The organism is Streptomyces sp. NPDC015131 (assembly GCF_043079975.1).
In the GTDB taxonomy this organism is placed as follows: domain Bacteria; phylum Actinomycetota; class Actinomycetes; order Streptomycetales; family Streptomycetaceae; genus Streptomyces.
On sequence record NZ_JBIBVB010000005.1, the window covers coordinates 520,798 to 536,909 of the forward strand.

Sequence of the window (16,112 nt, forward strand, 5' to 3'; positions counted from 1 at the left end):
CGCAAGAACGGCAGGGGCCCTCTGTTCAGCGTGGCCGGGAGGGCGCTAGCGTGGTGGCACATTTGTACACGCGGGAGCTCGGAGCACCGGGCTGAGAGGGCGCTGACATCCGTACGAGGGGTACGGAGACCGCTGCGTCGACCGCCGAACCTGTTACCGGGTAATGCCGGCGTAGGGAGTAGGTCACGATGACCGTTCAGGACGCACGCACGCCTGCCTCGAACCAGAACGACGAGGCCGGGAAGTCCATCGGATGGCATAAGGGGTACGTCGAGGGCTCGCGCCCCGACCTCCGGGTGCCGGTCCGCAAGGTGCACCTCACCAACGGCAAGGACGTGACGCTGTACGACACGTCCGGGCCGTACACCGACCCGAACGTCGAGACCGACGTCCGCCGTGGTCTGCCCCCGCTCCGGGAGAACTGGATCATCGGGCGGGGGGACACGGAGGAGTACGCGGGCCGTCCGGTCCGCCCCGAGGACGACGGGATCAAGCACACCTCGCCGCGCGGCGGGCTGCGCAACCTCGACGCCGTGTTCCCCGGCCGCCCGCGCCAGCCGCGCCGGGGCCGGGACGGCCAGGCGGTGACGCAGCTCGCCTACGCCCGCCGGGGCGAGGTCACACCGGAGATGGAGTACGTCGCGCTCCGCGAGAACGTCTCCCCCGAGGTGGTGCGCGAGGAGATCGCGGCCGGCCGCGCGGTCCTGCCGGCGAACGTCAACCACCCGGAGATCGAGCCGATGATCATCGGCAAGCGGTTCCTGGTGAAGGTCAACGCCAACATCGGCAACTCGGCGGTCACCTCCTCGATCGAGGAGGAGGTGGAGAAGATGACCTGGGCGACCCGCTGGGGTGCCGACACGGTCATGGACCTCTCCACCGGCCGCAACATCCACACCACCCGTGAATGGGTGCTGCGCAACTCCCCCGTGCCGATCGGCACCGTGCCGCTGTACCAGGCCCTGGAGAAGGTCGACGGCAAGGCCGAGGAGCTGACCTGGGACATCTACAAGGACACGGTCATCGAGCAGGCCGAGCAGGGCGTGGACTACATGACCGTCCACGCCGGTGTGCTGCTGCGGTATGTGCCGCTGACCGCCCGCCGCAAGACCGGCATCGTCTCCCGGGGCGGCTCGATCATGGCCGCGTGGTGCCTGGCGCACCACAAGGAGTCGTTCCTCTACGAGAACTTCGATGAGCTGTGCGAGATCCTCGCCGCGTACGACGTGACGTACTCGCTCGGCGACGGGCTGCGGCCCGGTTCGATCGCGGACGCCAACGACGAGGCGCAGTTCGCCGAGCTGCGGACGCTCGGTGAGCTGAACCAGATCGCCAAGCGGCACCACGTCCAGACCATGATCGAGGGCCCGGGGCACGTCCCCATGCACAAGATCAAGGAGAACATCGACCTCCAGCAGGAGATCTGCGAGGAGGCGCCGTTCTACACGCTCGGCCCGCTGACCACCGATGTGGCCCCGGCCTACGACCACATCACCTCGGGCATCGGCGCGGCCATGATCGCCTGGTGGGGCACCGCGATGCTCTGCTACGTCACGCCCAAGGAACACCTGGGTCTGCCGAACCGGGACGATGTGAAGACCGGCGTCATCACGTACAAGATCGCCGCGCACGCCGCGGACCTGGCGAAGGGGCACCCGGGCGCACAGGAGTGGGACGACGCCCTGTCGGACGCCCGGTTCGAGTTCCGCTGGGAGGACCAGTTCAACCTGGCGCTGGACCCGGACACGGCGCGGGAGTTCCACGACGAGACGCTTCCGGCGGAGCCCGCCAAGACGGCGCACTTCTGCTCGATGTGCGGCCCGAAGTTCTGCTCGATGAAGATCTCGCAGGACATCCGGCGGGAGCACGGGGGCGACCTCAAGGAGCAGGAGATCGAGGCCGGGATGGCGGAGAAGTCCGCGGAGTTCGCCGCGGCCGGCAACCGGGTCTATCTGCCGATGGCGGACTGAACCACATCCGTCCGCGAGGGCTGTTTCACGTGAAACATGCGTTCGTTCCACGTGAAACAGCCCGGACCGCGCGGCGGGACCCCGCGGGCGAGTCGGCTGGGATCTCGTGGGCGAGCCGGCCGGGATCCCGTGGGCGGGCCGGCCGGCAGGGGGCCCGCAGCTGCGGGCCCTAGTCCGGTTGGGGTTCGGGGTCCGGCCGGTGCTCGGGGCCGCCGAAGTCCGGGCTGGTGAAGTCCGGACTGGTGAACGCCGGGCGGGGCCGTGCCTCGCCCTCGCTGGGGCTGGAGAACTCCGGGCCGCTGTAGCCCACCTTCGGGAGCCGGCCGAAGTGGCGCGGCGGGGCCGCCGGATGGGGGTCCGCTTCCGGGTCCGCCAGGGCCTCGCGCAGGAACGGCAGGATGCCCCGCTCCAGCAGGGCGTGCCGCCATGCCTCCCGCGCCCGGGCCACTTCGTCGGGCAGGTCACCGCCCGGCTCCTGGGCCGGGACCTGGGTGGCACTGTTGCGGCGGGCCGCGATCAGCAGCCCGATCGCGGCGGCCAGGATGCTCGCCGCCGTCACGGCCCCGAAGAACCAGCCGGCCGCCAGCAGCGAGTCCGCGAACGCGGGGGGCGGGTCCAGCGCCTTCAGCACGTATCCGACGAGCAGGAAGATGACCGCCGCCGTGCCCGCGAGCACCGGTGCCAGGACGGTGACGACCACACCGGCGCCGGCTCCCGGACCGCCCACCTCGTCGGGTGGGCCGAGCACGGAGTCGATGACCCCCACGGGTCTGCGGGCGTCGGCGCGCACGGTGACGAAGTGGTCGTACTCCGCGGCGGCCGCCGCGGCGATCAGCGCTGTCGCGTTGAGGGCCATGGTGCGCAGTTGCTCGGTGTTGAGCCGCTGCCCGATCCCGGCGAGATCCGGACGGTCGTGCGCGGTGCGCAGCGCCTCGTCGAGGATGCGCTCGTACTCGGCGCGGTCCTCGGTCAGCAGGTGCGGAGCGCTTTTCATGTGCATCCCCCGATGCTCCGTGGGGCCCTGTCTACCCGTGTGGAACGGGCAGTCGGGCAGAAACGGAGGAGAGCCTGCTACGGAAGTACCGATGGTAGAGGTGCCGCGGCAAGGGGTGACAGAGGATTTCCGGAAATCGACGTGCCCGACTGCGCTGCGTCACGCTCTAGTCGGGCAGCGGGAGCTGGACGACCAGCAGCTTTCCGGCCATGGTCACTCCGCCGTCCATCGCGATGGCCAGCCCGTCCGCGTAGACGTGAGGACCCTCCACCGAGGGGCCGCCGCCGTCCTCGCCGTCCTCGGAGCCGACTTCGCCCAGGAGGTAGGGGATCGGGCTGTGGCCGTGGACGATGCGCTCACCGCCGTAGGCCGCGAGCAGCTCCCGGACCGCCGTGGAGCCGCCGTCGTCCCGGAAGGCGAACCGCTTGGTCAGCTTCCGGAACAGGTCCCAGCACTCGTCGGCGTCGTTGCGGGTGAGGATCTCGTGGACCGTGTCGTTGACGTCCTCGACGGTGGAGCCGTAGTCCAGGTAGGCGGTGGTGTCGGAGTGCACCAGGAGGTGGCCGTCCTCCTCCACCACGGCGTCGAGCCGGGACATCCACTGGAGGTGGACGTCCTGGAGGCGGTCCATGTCGCTCTTCTGACCGCCGTTGAGCAGCCAGGCAGCCTGGAAGGTGGCCGTCCCCGCGCCGGAGTTGACCGGGGTGTCCGCGAACCGCTTGGCCCCGATGAGCAGCAGTTCGTGATTGCCCATCAGCGCCTTGCAGTAGCCGCCGGCGGCGGCGGCCTCGGCGGACAGCCGCATGACCAGGTCGATGACGCCGATCCCGTCGGGGCCCCGGTCGGTGAAGTCGCCGAGGAACCACAGCCGGGCGTTGCCGGCGGCCCAGTGACCCTCGGAGTCGATCAGCCCCTGCTGGTGCAGGGCGGCGAGCAGTTCGTCCAGGTAGCCATGGACATCGCCCACCACGTACAGCGGGCCGGGGCCGCCCTCGGCGGCGGGAGCGGCGGCCGGCACCTGCTCGGGGGCGCTCTGCTCGGGGTCGACGGTCACCTGGACGGTGTCCCCGCGGTTGATCACCGGCAGGTCGCGCTCGGTCGGCGTGTAGCCCTCCGGCAGCTCGCCCTCGGGGAACGCGTTCCCCGGGTGGGCGGCGTGCACGGAATGACTCTGCACGGGCACCTGGGCGTACGGCGGTACGCGGAAGTCGCGCAACGTCGCCGTCCGCACCACGGGTCCTTGACCGGCCCCCTGAGTCATCGACCCCTCCACCACCGTCGCGACGCCCTACACCTGGCGGACCGGCCTGGTCGGGGCGGTCCGCGGTGTCGTCCGCCCATCATAGGAATGAGCGTTGTGCTCTGTGACGCACCAGGGGTGGTGAATCCGGGTGCTCCCCGGGTTCACCGGCCGATTGGCCCCCAATTGGGGAATTTTGCCCGTGGGCTTGACCGGAGGCGGTACCGGTCGCCCCCGGCGTCACACCCCGGTCACTGCTGTGACGGGGACCGGGGCGGGCTGACGGTCGTCCGCGGGGGCCGCCGCTGCGAGGACGTCCGGACGATCAGCTCGGTCGGTATCACCTGCTCGACGGGCCGGTCGGCGTCGATGCCCTCGATCGCGTCGATCAGGAGCTGGACGACCGCGGTGCCGATCCGGCGCGGCTTGAGGGAGAGGGTGGTGATGGGCGGTTCCGTGGCGGCGTACACGGTCGACTCGCTGCAGCACACCAGCAGCAGGTCGTCGGGTACGCGCAGGCCGTAGCGGCGGGCCGCCGCCAGTAGGTCGGTCCCGTTGGGGTCGAACAGCCCGTAGACCGCGTCGGGGCGGTCCGGGCGGGCCAGTAACCGGTCGGCGGCGACGGCCCCGGCACAGGGGTCGTGGGCGGGGTACGCCTCGTAGACCGGGTCCTGCCCGACGCGCTCGCACCAGTTGAGGTACGCGGTGGTGGACAGGCGGGTGTAGGTGTCGGTGGTGGTGCCGGTGAGCAGGCCGATCCGGCGGGCGCCGGCGTCGGCGAGGTGGTCGAGCAGATCGAGGACGGCGGCCTCGTGGTCGTTGTCCACCCAGGCGGTGACCGGGAGGGTGCCGGCCGGGCGGCCGTCCGAGACGACGGGCAGGCCCTGCCGGACCAGCTCGGTGACCACCGGGTCGTGGTCGGAGGGGTCGATGACGACGGTGCCGTCGAGGGCGACGTTCGACCAGACGTCATGGCGGGAGGTGGCGGGCAGGATGACCAGGGCGTAGCCGCGGGCGAGCGCGGCGGAGGTGGCGGCCCTGGCCATCTCGGCGAAGTACGCGAACTCGGTGAAGGTGAAAGGTTCATCCCCGTAGGTCGTCACGGTCAGGCCGATGAGGCCGGACTTGCCGGTACGGAGCGTGCGGGCCGCGGCCGACGGGCGATAGCCCAGCCGGTCGGCGACCTCGCGGACATGGCGGCGGGTGGCGTCCGGGAGCCGGCCCTTGCCGTTGAGCGCGTCGGAGACAGTCGTGATGGAGACCCCGGCTGCGGCGGCCACATCCCGGATGCCCGCGCGCCCTTGCCGGCTTCCCCGGGTCTGTGCCCGGCTCACCTGGTGCTTCCCTGCTGCTGTCATGGCGAGCCGATAGTAGGGCGACTGCGGGCGGTAGAGCCGTTCGCATATTCACGCGTTGACAGGCACGATTCTGCACGGTCGCCACCCCCTGATCCCCAGGGATTGCAAGGCTGTTGGGGGAAAAACCCTTTCGCCATCTGTCGTCGGCACGCATGGACCTGCCACATGGGCGCGGTTTCGGTGAGGTCTCAACTCACCTCTACGGGGGACGCGCGCCACGGCGCGAGCCAGGGGCGCGCAAATCGCGGGCGAGCGCCCCTGTTCTTACGCGGGCGGCATGAACGGTGGCACGAGAGGTGCACGGGGAGGGAGCGGAGGGGGCGCGCAGAGGGGGCGAAGGTGTGCGAAGGGTACGCGGTGGGGTGCTCCGGGGCGTATCGGTTGCGGGGGAGGCACCGGCGCGGCGCGGTCGGCCGGGGTGGCGCGGGACTGGTGGCAATCGGCCATTCGCAGCGCGGCGGAATCCTCATAGGGTGAGCAGTATTGGTGGTACGTCGGTCGAGGAGGACCCAAGTGAGCGAGACGAGCCCGAAGCTGCGCGCCGTACTGGGCGGCATCCCCACCTACAAGCCGGGCAAGCCCGCCGCGGCCGAGGGACCGGTCGCGTACAAGCTGTCCTCCAACGAGAACCCCTATCCGCCGCTGCCCGGGGTGATGGAGAGCGCGCTGGCCGCCGCCTCCGCCTTCAACCGCTACCCGGACATGGCCTGCACGGGGCTGATGAACGAACTCGCCGAGCGCTTCGGGGTGCCCGTGACGCACCTGGCCACCGGCACCGGTTCGGTGGGCGTGGCGCAGCAGCTCGTCCAGGCCACGTCCGGCCCCGGTGACGAGGTCGTCTACGCGTGGCGGTCCTTCGAGGCGTACCCGATCATCACGCAGGTCAGCGGGGCCACGCCGGTCCAGGTGCCGCTGACGCCCGGAGACGTGCACGACCTGGACGCGATGGCCGACGCGATCACCGACCGGACGCGGCTGATCTTCGTCTGCAACCCCAACAACCCCACCGGCACCGTGGTGCGCCGGGCGGAGCTGGAACGGTTCCTCGACCGGGTGCCGTCCGACGTGCTGGTGGTGCTGGACGAGGCCTACCGCGAGTTCATCCGCGACACCGAGGTGCCGGACGGGGTGGAGATCTACCGGCGGCGGCCGAACGTCGCCGTGCTGCGCACCTTCTCCAAGGCGTACGGGCTGGCCGGGCTGCGGGTCGGCTTCGCGATCGCCCATGAGCCGGTGGCGGCCGCCCTGCGCAAGACCGCCGTGCCGTTCGGTGTGAGCCAGCTCGCCCAGGACGCGGCCGTCGCCTCGCTGCGCGCGGAGGACGAGCTGCTGGGCCGGGTGGGGTCCCTGGTCTGCGAGCGGCAGCGGGTGTCCGAGGGGCTGGTGGGTCAGGGCTGGACGGTCCCGGAGACCCAGGCGAACTTCGTCTGGCTGCGGCTGGGTGAGCTGACCGTGGACTTCGCCGCCGCCTGTGAGCAGGCGGGCGTGGTGGTGCGGGCCTTCGCCGGGGAGGGCGTGCGGGTCACCATCGGCGAGTCCGAGGCGAACGACATCTTCCTGCGGGCGGCCGAGGCCTTCCGCAAGGAGCGGTTCTAGGCTCCGGCAGCTTTCCTGGAGGAGCGGTTCCAGGGCCCGGCAGCCTTCCGGGAGGAGCGGTTCCAGGGCCCGGCAGCCTTCCGGGAGGAGCGGCTCCGGGTGTCCTGCTGAGCGGGGCACGGCCTCCGGGCGGTCGCTGTGCGGGGCGCCCGCCCGGTGGGGTGTCCGGAGGACGGGTGTCAGGCCAGTTCGACGCGGATCGGGTCGCCGGAGCGGACGGTGGCGAGGACGCGGGGGTCGCCGTCCACGCGGCCCAGCACATTGCAGGGGCTCGCCAGGCGGCACTCGTCGCCGCGCGAGATCGGGGTGGGGCCGTAGGGGAGGGCCAGCGCGTCGCCCTCGGTCCAGAAGGCCACCGTGCCGGGCTCGACCACCTGCCGGGCGTCCGACTCCAGCGGTGGCGAGGCGGGTGTCTCGAAGTAGACCTCTTCGCCCCAGGTGTGGGCGGTGGACGTGATCGGCAGGACCCCTGCGAGCGCCTTGCTCGTGGGGGTCTCGTCGAGTGTGGCGGTGAGGTGGCCGGCGGGCCAGGAGATACGGATCTGCATGCGCGGAATTCAACAAGATGTTGAAGTTTCGCGAAAGAGGCCCCCCGCCTTCCGGTACGGATTTCGTTTGAGTCATAATAGCTTGTGATTGTGAACGCATTCACAAGCGCGCCGGGTTCCTCCCAAGATCCACCGGAATCGGCGAGCGAAGCGAGGACGTCCGGACCGTAGGACGTAGGCCGTAAGGAGAAGCTGACGTGGACCTGGCTCTGGCGCCAGAGACGCTGGCGAGGTGGCAGTTCGGCATCACGACCGTCTATCACTTTCTCTTCGTTCCCCTGACGATCTCTCTCGCCGCATTGACGGCCGGTCTCCAGACGGCCTGGGTGCGGACGGGGAAGGAGAAGTACCTCAGGGCCACGAAGTTCTGGGGAAAGCTGTTCCTGATCAACATCGCGATGGGTGTGGTCACCGGCATCGTGCAGGAGTTCCAGTTCGGGATGAACTGGTCCGACTACTCGCGGTTCGTCGGTGATGTCTTCGGGGCGCCGCTCGCCTTCGAGGCGCTGATCGCCTTCTTCTTCGAGTCCACCTTCATCGGCCTGTGGATCTTCGGCTGGGACAAGCTGCCGAAGAAGATCCACCTGGCCTGCATATGGATGGTGTCGATCGGCACCATCCTGTCGGCCTACTTCATCCTGGCGGCCAACTCCTGGATGCAGCACCCGGTCGGGTACAAGATCAACGAGAAGACGGGGCGCGCCGAGCTCACCGACTTCTGGCTGGTCCTCACCCAGAACACCACGCTGACCCAGGTCTTCCACACCATGTCCGCCGCGTTCCTCACCGGTGGCGCCTTCATGGTCGGCATCGCGGCCTTCCACCTCGCGCGCAAGAAGCACATCCCGGTGATGAAGACCTCGCTGCGGCTGGGCCTGGTCACCGTGGTGATCGGCGGCATGTTCACCGCGATCAGCGGTGACTTCCTCGGCAAGGTGATGTACGAGCAGCAGCCGATGAAGATGGCCGCGGCCGAGGCGCTCTGGGAGGGCGAGAAGCCGGCGCCGTTCTCGGTCTTCGCGGTCGGGGACGTCGACAAGGGCCACAACAAGGTGGCCGTGGAGATCCCGGGCCTGCTCTCGTTCCTGGCGCACAGCGACTTCGAGTCGTACGTGCCCGGGATCAACGACACCAACAAGGCCCTGCAGGAGAAGTACGGCCCCGGCGACTACCGGCCCAACATCCCCGTCGCCTACTGGGGCTTCCGGTGGATGATCGGCTTCGGTATGGCGTCCTTCTCGCTGGGGCTCCTCGGGCTCTGGCTGACCCGCAAGCGGTTCCTGCTGCCCGCCCGGATGCGGGTGGGCGAGGACGAGGTGCCCCACCTGGTGCTCTTCCGGAAGGCCCTCAGCCCCAAGCTGACCAGGCTCTACTGGCTGGTCGCGCTCTGGACGCTGGCCTTCCCGCTCATCGCCAACTGCTGGGGCTGGATCTTCACCGAGATGGGCCGCCAGCCCTGGGTGGTCTACGGCGTCCTGCGCACCCGTGACGCGGTCTCGCCCGGGGTGTCCCAGGCCGAGGTGCTCATCTCCATGATCGTGTTCACGACGCTGTACGCGATCCTCGCCGTCGTCGAGGTCAAGCTGCTCGTGAAGTACGTCAAGGCCGGCCCGCCCGAGCTGACGGAGGCCGACCTCAACCCGCCCACCAGGATCGGCGGCCACGACCGGGACCCGGAGAATCCCGACCGTGAAGTCGACCGGCCCATGGCCTTCTCGTACTGAGCCGGTACGAGCACGTACGAGACTGGAGCTGAGGCATGGAACTCCACGACATCTGGTTCGTCGTCATCGCCTTCCTGTGGACGGGCTACTTCTTCCTGGAGGGCTTCGACTTCGGGGTCGGCGTCCTGACCAAGCTGCTCGCCCGCGACCGGGTCGAGAAGCGTGTCCTGATCAACACCATCGGGCCCGTCTGGGACGGCAACGAGGTCTGGCTGCTCACGGCGGGCGGGGCGACCTTCGCCGCGTTCCCGGACTGGTACGCCACCCTCTTCTCGGGCTTCTACCTGCCGCTGCTGGTCATCCTGGTCTGCCTGATCGTCCGGGGTGTCGCCTTCGAGTACCGGGCCAAGCGCCCGGAGGAGAAGTGGCAGCACAACTGGGAGCAGGCGATCTTCTGGACGTCGCTGATCCCGGCGTTCCTGTGGGGTGTCGCCTTCGCGAACATCGTGCGGGGCCTGCGGATCGACGCCTCGAAGGAGTACGTGGGCACCCTGGTCGACCTGCTCAACCCGTTCGCGCTGCTGGGCGGGCTGGTGACGCTGACCCTGTTCACCTTCCACGGCACGGTGTTCACCGCGCTGAAGACGGTCGGCGACATCCGGGTCCGGGCGCGGAAGCTGGCGCTCGGCCTGGGCGCCGTCACCGTGGTGCTGTCGCTGGCCTTCCTCGGCTGGCTCCAGGCCACGCGCGGTGACGGGACGAGCCTGGTCGCCATGGCGGTGGCCGCCGTGGCGCTGCTGGGAGCGGTCGGGGCGATCAAGGCGGGCCGCGAGGGATGGTCGTTCGCGCTGTCGGGCGTCACCATCGCGGCAGCGGTGACGATGCTCTTCCTGACGCTCTTCCCGAATGTGATGCCGTCCTCGCTGAACCCGGACTGGAGCCTGACCGTCAGCAACGCGGCCTCCAGCGCGTACACCCTGAAGATCATGACCTGGTGCGCGGCGATCGCCGCACCGCTGGTGATGCTCTACCAGGGCTGGACCTACTGGGTCTTCCGCAAGCGCATCGGTACGCAGCACATCGCCGACGCCGCGCACTAGTAGGGGATGTTTCACGTGAAACCGATCGACCCGCGACTGCTCCGGTACGCCCGGTCCACCCGGCTGTTCCTGGCGGCGGTGGTAGTGCTGGGTGTGCTGGGAGCGGCGCTGGTCGTCGCCCAGGCCATGCTCATCGCCGAGGTGGTGGTGGGCGCCTTCCAGCGCGGCCTGGGCGCCGGTGACCTGGTGACCCCGCTGGCGCTGTTGGCCGTCGTCGCGGCCGGCCGGGGAGCCGTCTCCTGGCTGACCGAGCTGGCGGCCCACCGGGCCAGCGCGGCGGTGAAGTCCGAACTGCGCGGCCGGCTGCTGGAACGGGCGGCCGAGCTGGGTCCGGGGTGGCTCAGAGGGCAGCGGACCGGTTCGCTGGTGGCGCTGGCCACCCGGGGGGTGGACGCGCTCGACGACTACTTCGCGCGCTATCTGCCGCAGCTCGGGCTGGCGGTGGTGGTACCGGTGGCCGTCCTGGCGCGGATCGTCACCGAGGACTGGGTCTCGGCAGCCATCATCGTCGGCACCCTGCCGCTGATCCCGATCTTCATGGTGCTCATCGGGTGGGCCACCCAGAGCCGGATGGACCGGCAGTGGAAGCTGCTGTCCCGGCTGTCCGGCCACTTCCTGGACGTGGTGGCGGGGCTGCCGACGCTGAAGGTGTTCGGCCGCGCCAAGGCGCAGGCGGAGTCGATCCGCACGATCACGTCCGAGTACCGGCAGGCCACGCTGCGGACCCTCCGCATCGCCTTCCTGTCGTCGTTCGCGCTGGAGCTGCTGTCGACGCTGTCGGTCGCCCTGGTCGCGGTCGGCGTCGGTATGCGGCTCGTCCACGGCGACCTGGATCTCTACACCGGGCTGGTCATCCTGATCCTGGCGCCCGAGGCGTATCTGCCGCTGCGGCAGGTCGGCGCCCAGTACCACGCGGCGGCGGAAGGCGTGGCGGCGGCGGAGGAGATCTTCGCCGTACTGGAGACGCCGGCCCCCGCCGGGGGACGCGGGGGCCAGGAGCCCGCCTCCGTACGGATCGAACTGGCGGACGTGACGGTACGGCACGCCGGGCGCGCCAAGCCGTCGCTGGACCGGGCGTCGCTGGTGGTGGAGCCGGGCGAGACGGTCGCCCTGACCGGGCCGAGCGGGGCCGGCAAGTCCACGCTGCTGGACGTGGTGCTGGGCTTCGCCGCACCGGCGGGCGACGGGGGTGCGGTGCGTCTCGGCGGGGTCGACCTGGATGCGATCGACCTGGAGCGGTGGCGGGAGCGGATCGCCTGGGTGCCCCAGCGGCCGTACGTGTTCGCCGGGACGATCGCGGAGAACGTCCGCCTCGCCCGGCCGGACGCCGATGACGACGCGGTGGCGCGGGCGCTGCGGGACGCCGGCGCGTCGGCGTTCGTGGACGCGCTGCCCGAGGGCGCCGCGACGGTGCTCGGCGAGGACGGTGCCGGTCTGTCGGCCGGCCAGCGCCAGCGGCTCGCCCTGGCACGGGCGTTCCTCGCCGACCGGCCGCTGCTGCTGCTCGACGAGCCCACGGCGGCGCTCGACGGCGAGACGGAGGCGGCCGTGGTGGACGCGGTGCGCCGCCTCGCGCGGGGGCGCACGGTTCTGCTGGTGGTCCACCGTCCGGCGCTGCTCGCCGTGGCGGACCGGGTCGTCGCCCTGCGGGGCACCGCCCCCGGTGCGCCGGCCGCCGCCGGGGCGGACGCGCCGCGCGGGGTGGACGCGCTCGACGCCGCGTTCGCCCTCGTGGGCGGCCGGCGACGGATACCGGGCGACGCCCAGGAGCCGGAGGGCGCGCAGCGGGCCGACGGCGCGCGGGAGGCGGCCGCCACGCCCGGGCCGGACGGCACCGGTGCGGTGGGCGGCGCGGGCGCGACGGACGGCTCCGGCGGCGCGGGTGGCATCGGCGGTACCGGCGGCTCCGGTGCGGCAACCGGCTCCGGCGGCGCGGGCAGCGCCGGTGGCTCCGGCGGCTCCGGCGCGACGGACGGCACCGGTGGCTCCGGTGAGGCAACCGGCACCGGCGGCGCGGACGGCTCCGGTGCGGCCACCGGCACCGGCGGCTCCGGTGCGGCAACCGGCATCGGCAGCGCGGGCAGCGCAGACAGCGCGGGCGGCACCGGCGGCGCGGGCGTTCCGGAGCGTGGTGTGCTCGCGCGGGTGCGGGCGACGGCCGGGGCGCTGCGCGGCCGGCTGGTCCTCGCGCTGCTGCTGGGCAGCCTCGCCCTCGGGTCGGCCGTCGGCCTGATGGCCGTCTCCGGCTGGCTGATCTCCCGCGCCTCCGAACAGCCGCCGGTGCTCTACCTGATGGTCGCCGTGACGGCGACCCGCGCCTTCGGCATCGGGCGGGCCGTCTTCCGGTACGCGGAGCGGCTCGTGTCGCACGACGCCGTGCTGCGGATGCTTGCCGAGGTGCGGGTGGCCGTCTACCGCAGGCTGGTGCGGATCGCACCGGCCGGGCTGCGGTCGGTGCGGCGCGGCGACCTCCTGGCGCGGCTCGTCTCCGACGTGGACGCCCTCCAGGACTACTGGCTGCGCTGGCTGCTCCCGGCCGGTGCCGCCGCCGTGGTGGGCGCCGGGGCCGTCGGCTTCACCGCATGGCTGCTGCCGGAGGCCGGGGCGGTCCTGGCGGCCGGGCTGCTCGTCGCGGGCGTCGCCGTACCGCTGCTCAGCGGTGCCGTCGCCCGCCGGGCCGAGCAGCGGCTCGCCCCCGTGCGCGGGGCGCTGGCCGGACGGGTGGCGGAACTCCTGCGCGGCTGCGCCGAGCTGACGGTGGCGGGCGCCCTGCCGCGCCGGCTCGACCGGGCCCGCGCGGCGGACGGTGCGCTCACCCGGATCGCCACCCGCCAGGCCGCCGCGACCGCCCTGGGCGGCGGGCTCATCGCGCTGGTCACCGGGCTGACCGTGGCGGCGGCCGCCCTGGTGGGCGTCCGGGCGGTGCGCGAGGGCCGGCTCGACGGCGTGGAACTGGCCGTGGTCGTCCTCACCCCGCTCGCCGCGTTCGAGGCGGTCGCCGGACTGCCCCTGGCCGTGCAGTACCGCCAGCGCGTCCGGCGCGGCGCGGAGCGGGTGTACGAGGTGCTCGACGCGCCCGTCCCCGTACACGAACCGCGGGAGCCGCGCTCCGCGCCCGCCGGGGCGTTCCCGCTGGAGCTGCGCGGGATCACGGCGCGGTACGCGGACCAGGACCGGGACGCGCTCGCGGAGTTCGGGCTGCGGCTGGACGCGGGCCGGAGGGTCGCCGTCGTCGGGGTGTCCGGCTCCGGCAAGACCACGCTTGCCCAGGTGCTGCTGCGGTTCCTGAACGCCCGCGACGGGACGTACCGGATCGGCGGGGTGGACGCGGCCGGGCTCGACGGTGACGCGGTGCGCCGCCTGGTGGGGCTGTGCGCCCAGGACGCGCACACCTTCGACAGCTCACTGCGCGAGAACCTGCGGCTGGCCAGGCCGGGCGCGAGCGACGACGACCTGCGCGCCGCGCTGGACCGGGCGCGGCTGCTGGACTGGGTGGACGCTCTGCCCGAGGGCCTCGACACCCTGGTCGGCGAGCACGGCGCGCAGCTGTCGGGCGGTCAGCGCCAGCGCCTCTCGCTCGCCCGCGCGCTGCTCGCCGACTTCCCGGTGCTGGTGCTGGACGAGCCGGCCGAGCACCTGGACCTGGCCACGGCCGACGCGCTCACCGACGACCTGCTGCGGGCCACCGAGGGGCGTACGACAGTGCTGATCACGCACCGGCTGCACGGTCTCGACGCGGTCGACGAGGTCGTGGTGCTGGAGGAGGGCCGGGCGGTGCAGCGCGGACCGTACGCCGAACTGGCCGCGGCGGAGGGCCCGCTGCGCCGGATGCTGGAGCGCGAGCGTGCGGCGGACCTGCTGCTTACGCTCGGGGCATGACGGACCTGCCGACGGCACTCACCGCCCGCGTCCCGCGCCTGCTGGACGCCATGCGGTCCGTCGGTACCGGCCTCGAACCGCACTCCACCCTCGACCGGATCTGCGAGACCGCCGCCCGGCTCGCCGACGCCCGCTACGCCGCCATCGGGGTCGTCGCCGAGGACGGCGAGGGCCTGTCGGACTTCGTGACGTACGGGATTCCCGAGGAGGTCGCGCGCCGCATCGGCCGCCGCCCCGACGGCCGCGCCGGACTGCTCGGCGCGCTCCTGCGCGAGCCCGGGCCCATCCGGCTCGCCGATCTGACGGGGGACCCGCGCGCCGCCGGGTTCCCGGCCGGCCACCCGCCGATGCGCAGCTTCCTCGGCGTACCCATCCGCGTCCAGGGCGAGATCTTCGGCAACCTCTACCTCGCCGAGAAGCGCGGCGGGGCCGCGTTCGACGAGGACGACCTGCACCTGGTGCGGGTGCTGGCGACCGAGGCGGGCATCGCCCTCGGCAACGCCCGGCTCTACGAGGCGGCGCGGCAGCGGGAGCGGTGGATCGACGGTTCGGTGGCCGTCACCACGGCGCTGCTGTCGGGAGGGGACGCCGACGAGGCGCTCACCGTCGTCGCCGAGCAGGCCCGCAGGCTGGCCGGCGCCCGCGCCGGGATCGTCCTGCTGCCCGCCGCCGACGGCAGCGGGGGCCTGGAGGTCGTCGCGGTCGCCGCCGGCGAACGGCCCGCCGGGGCTGCCGGCGGCGGCCCGGCCGGGGCCCGGGACGACGACCGGTCCGCGGTGCTCGGCGTGGTCGTCCCGCCGGAGAGCCCGGTGGTCGACCGGTTGCTGGCGGGCGAGGCGGTCTTCGTCGCCGACGCGGCCACCGACCCCCGGATGGTCACCGGCCTGGGGCGGCGCTTCGGGCCCAGCATGCTGCTGCCGCTCAAGAGCGGCGGACGTGTCCTCGGCGCGCTCGCCACCCCGCGCGCCCGGGGCGCCCGCCCGTTCAGCGAGACGGAACGCGTCCTCGCCGCCCAGTTCGCCTCCCAGGCCGCCCTGGCGCTGATGATGGCCGAGGCCCAGCGCGACCGGGAGCGGCTGGCGGTGTACGAGGACCGCGACCGCATCGCGCGGGACCTGCACGACCTGGTCATCCAGCGCCTCTTCGCCACCGGGATGATGCTGGAGAGCGCCCAGCGCACACCCCTCGCGCCGGAGGTCAGGGACGGTGTGGAGAGGGCCGTGGACGAACTGGACATCACCATCCAGGAGATCCGGACCGCCGTCTTCGCGCTCCAGCAGGGCCCGGCGGAGGCCCCCTCGGGCCTGCGCACCCGGGTGCTGCGGGAGATCAACACGGCGGCCGTGCCCCTGGGCTTCACGCCCGCGCACCGCTTCACCGGCCCCGTGGACACGGCGGTCGGCGAACTCACCGGCAAGAACCTGGTGGCGGCGCTCCGCGAGGCGCTCTCCAACGCCTTCCGGCACGCCCGCGCCCACCGGATCGAGGTCGTCGTGGACGCCACGGCCCGGCTCCCGGACGGCACGGACGGGGTCCGGCTGACCGTCGCGGACGACGGCGTCGGCATCCCCGAGGGCGGCCGGCGCAGCGGCCTGCGCAACCTCGCCCGGCGCGCCGAGTCGCTGGGTGGTTCCAGCCGGTGCGGGCCGGGGCTGGGCGAGGACGGCGGCGGTACGACGGTGATCTGGGAGGCGCCGCTCCAGCCCCGTACGTGACGCCCAAGGCCCCCGTGCCGTGCCCGGGGTGCTAGCCCGGGCGGCGCA

The 16,112-nt window shown here is 72.4% G+C and carries 10 protein-coding genes and 1 riboswitch; of the genes, 6 read left to right on the plus strand and 4 right to left on the minus strand.

The genetic code is table 11. From position 1 onward, the window contains the following. Window positions 1–60: 60 nt before the first annotated feature. Window positions 61–195: riboswitch (TPP riboswitch) on the plus strand. Next, complete coding sequence (thiC, locus tag ACF08D_RS22545; protein ID WP_392224531.1) at window positions 189–1,970, plus strand: phosphomethylpyrimidine synthase ThiC; 1,782 nt, start codon at window positions 189–191, stop codon at window positions 1,968–1,970. (Overlaps the previous riboswitch by 7 nt.) A gap of 169 nt (window positions 1,971–2,139) precedes the next feature. Here thiC and ACF08D_RS22550 read toward each other — a convergent pair whose 3' ends face one another. From ACF08D_RS22550 to ACF08D_RS22560, 3 genes are all read right to left on the minus strand, one after another. After that, window positions 2,140–2,970 carry a hypothetical protein gene (locus ACF08D_RS22550; RefSeq protein ID WP_392224532.1) on the minus strand — a complete coding sequence of 277 codons (831 nt, stop codon included), beginning with the start codon at window positions 2,968–2,970 and terminating at the stop codon, window positions 2,140–2,142. A gap of 160 nt (window positions 2,971–3,130) precedes the next feature. After that, on the minus strand, window positions 3,131–4,240 hold the full coding sequence (locus tag ACF08D_RS22555) for a metallophosphoesterase (protein WP_392224533.1): 1,110 nt from the start codon (window positions 4,238–4,240) through the stop codon (window positions 3,131–3,133). A 215-nt stretch (window positions 4,241–4,455) separates the two neighbouring features. Further along, a complete protein-coding gene (locus tag ACF08D_RS22560) occupies window positions 4,456–5,562 on the minus strand; it encodes a LacI family DNA-binding transcriptional regulator (RefSeq protein WP_392224534.1) in 1,107 nt (368 codons plus the stop codon). Between the two features lie 513 nt (window positions 5,563–6,075). On the opposite strand from ACF08D_RS22560, the gene hisC reads away from it, so the two are divergent. Continuing rightward, window positions 6,076–7,158, plus strand: a complete 1,083-nt coding sequence (gene hisC, locus ACF08D_RS22565) for a histidinol-phosphate transaminase (RefSeq protein WP_392224535.1) — start codon at window positions 6,076–6,078, stop codon at window positions 7,156–7,158. A gap of 179 nt (window positions 7,159–7,337) precedes the next feature. Here the strand turns inward: hisC and ACF08D_RS22570 are convergent, their stop codons facing one another. Next, window positions 7,338–7,706, minus strand: a complete 369-nt coding sequence (locus tag ACF08D_RS22570) for a cyclophilin-like fold protein (RefSeq protein ID WP_392224536.1) — start codon at window positions 7,704–7,706, stop codon at window positions 7,338–7,340. 197 nt (window positions 7,707–7,903) lie between these two features. Here ACF08D_RS22570 and ACF08D_RS22575 point away from each other — a divergent pair, with 197 nt between their 5' ends. The 4 genes from ACF08D_RS22575 to ACF08D_RS22590 are packed head-to-tail and all read left to right on the plus strand — an operon-like array spanning window position 7,904 to window position 16,064. Continuing rightward, window positions 7,904–9,430, plus strand: a complete 1,527-nt coding sequence (locus ACF08D_RS22575) for a cytochrome ubiquinol oxidase subunit I (RefSeq protein ID WP_392224537.1) — start codon at window positions 7,904–7,906, stop codon at window positions 9,428–9,430. A gap of 35 nt (window positions 9,431–9,465) precedes the next feature. After that, window positions 9,466–10,470 (plus strand): cytochrome d ubiquinol oxidase subunit II, encoded by a 1,005-nt coding sequence (gene cydB, locus ACF08D_RS22580; RefSeq protein WP_392224538.1) that lies wholly within the window; start codon window positions 9,466–9,468, stop codon window positions 10,468–10,470. 6 nt (window positions 10,471–10,476) lie between these two features. Further along, a complete protein-coding gene (gene cydD / locus ACF08D_RS22585; protein ID WP_392224539.1) occupies window positions 10,477–14,349 on the plus strand; it encodes a thiol reductant ABC exporter subunit CydD in 3,873 nt (1,290 codons plus the stop codon). After that, complete coding sequence (locus tag ACF08D_RS22590) at window positions 14,346–16,064, plus strand: GAF domain-containing protein (RefSeq protein ID WP_392224540.1); 1,719 nt, start codon at window positions 14,346–14,348, stop codon at window positions 16,062–16,064. The genes cydD and ACF08D_RS22590 overlap by 4 nt, the downstream gene beginning before the upstream one ends. The last annotated feature ends 48 nt before the right edge of the window (window positions 16,065–16,112 follow it).

What these genes read in the sequence shown, in the direction of transcription:
- thiC (WP_392224531.1), top strand. Translation starts at nt 189, where the DNA reads ATGACCGTTCAGGACGCACGCACGCCTGCCTCGAACCAGAACGACGAG.
- ACF08D_RS22550 (WP_392224532.1), bottom strand. Translation starts at nt 2,970, where the DNA reads ATGCACATGAAAAGCGCTCCGCACCTGCTGACCGAGGACCGCGCCGAG.
- ACF08D_RS22560 (WP_392224534.1), bottom strand. Translation starts at nt 5,562, where the DNA reads ATGACAGCAGCAGGGAAGCACCAGGTGAGCCGGGCACAGACCCGGGGA.
- ACF08D_RS22570 (WP_392224536.1), bottom strand. Translation starts at nt 7,706, where the DNA reads ATGCAGATCCGTATCTCCTGGCCCGCCGGCCACCTCACCGCCACACTC.
- cydB (WP_392224538.1), top strand. Translation starts at nt 9,466, where the DNA reads ATGGAACTCCACGACATCTGGTTCGTCGTCATCGCCTTCCTGTGGACG.
- cydD (WP_392224539.1), top strand. Translation starts at nt 10,477, where the DNA reads ATGTTTCACGTGAAACCGATCGACCCGCGACTGCTCCGGTACGCCCGG.
- ACF08D_RS22590 (WP_392224540.1), top strand. Translation starts at nt 14,346, where the DNA reads ATGACGGACCTGCCGACGGCACTCACCGCCCGCGTCCCGCGCCTGCTG.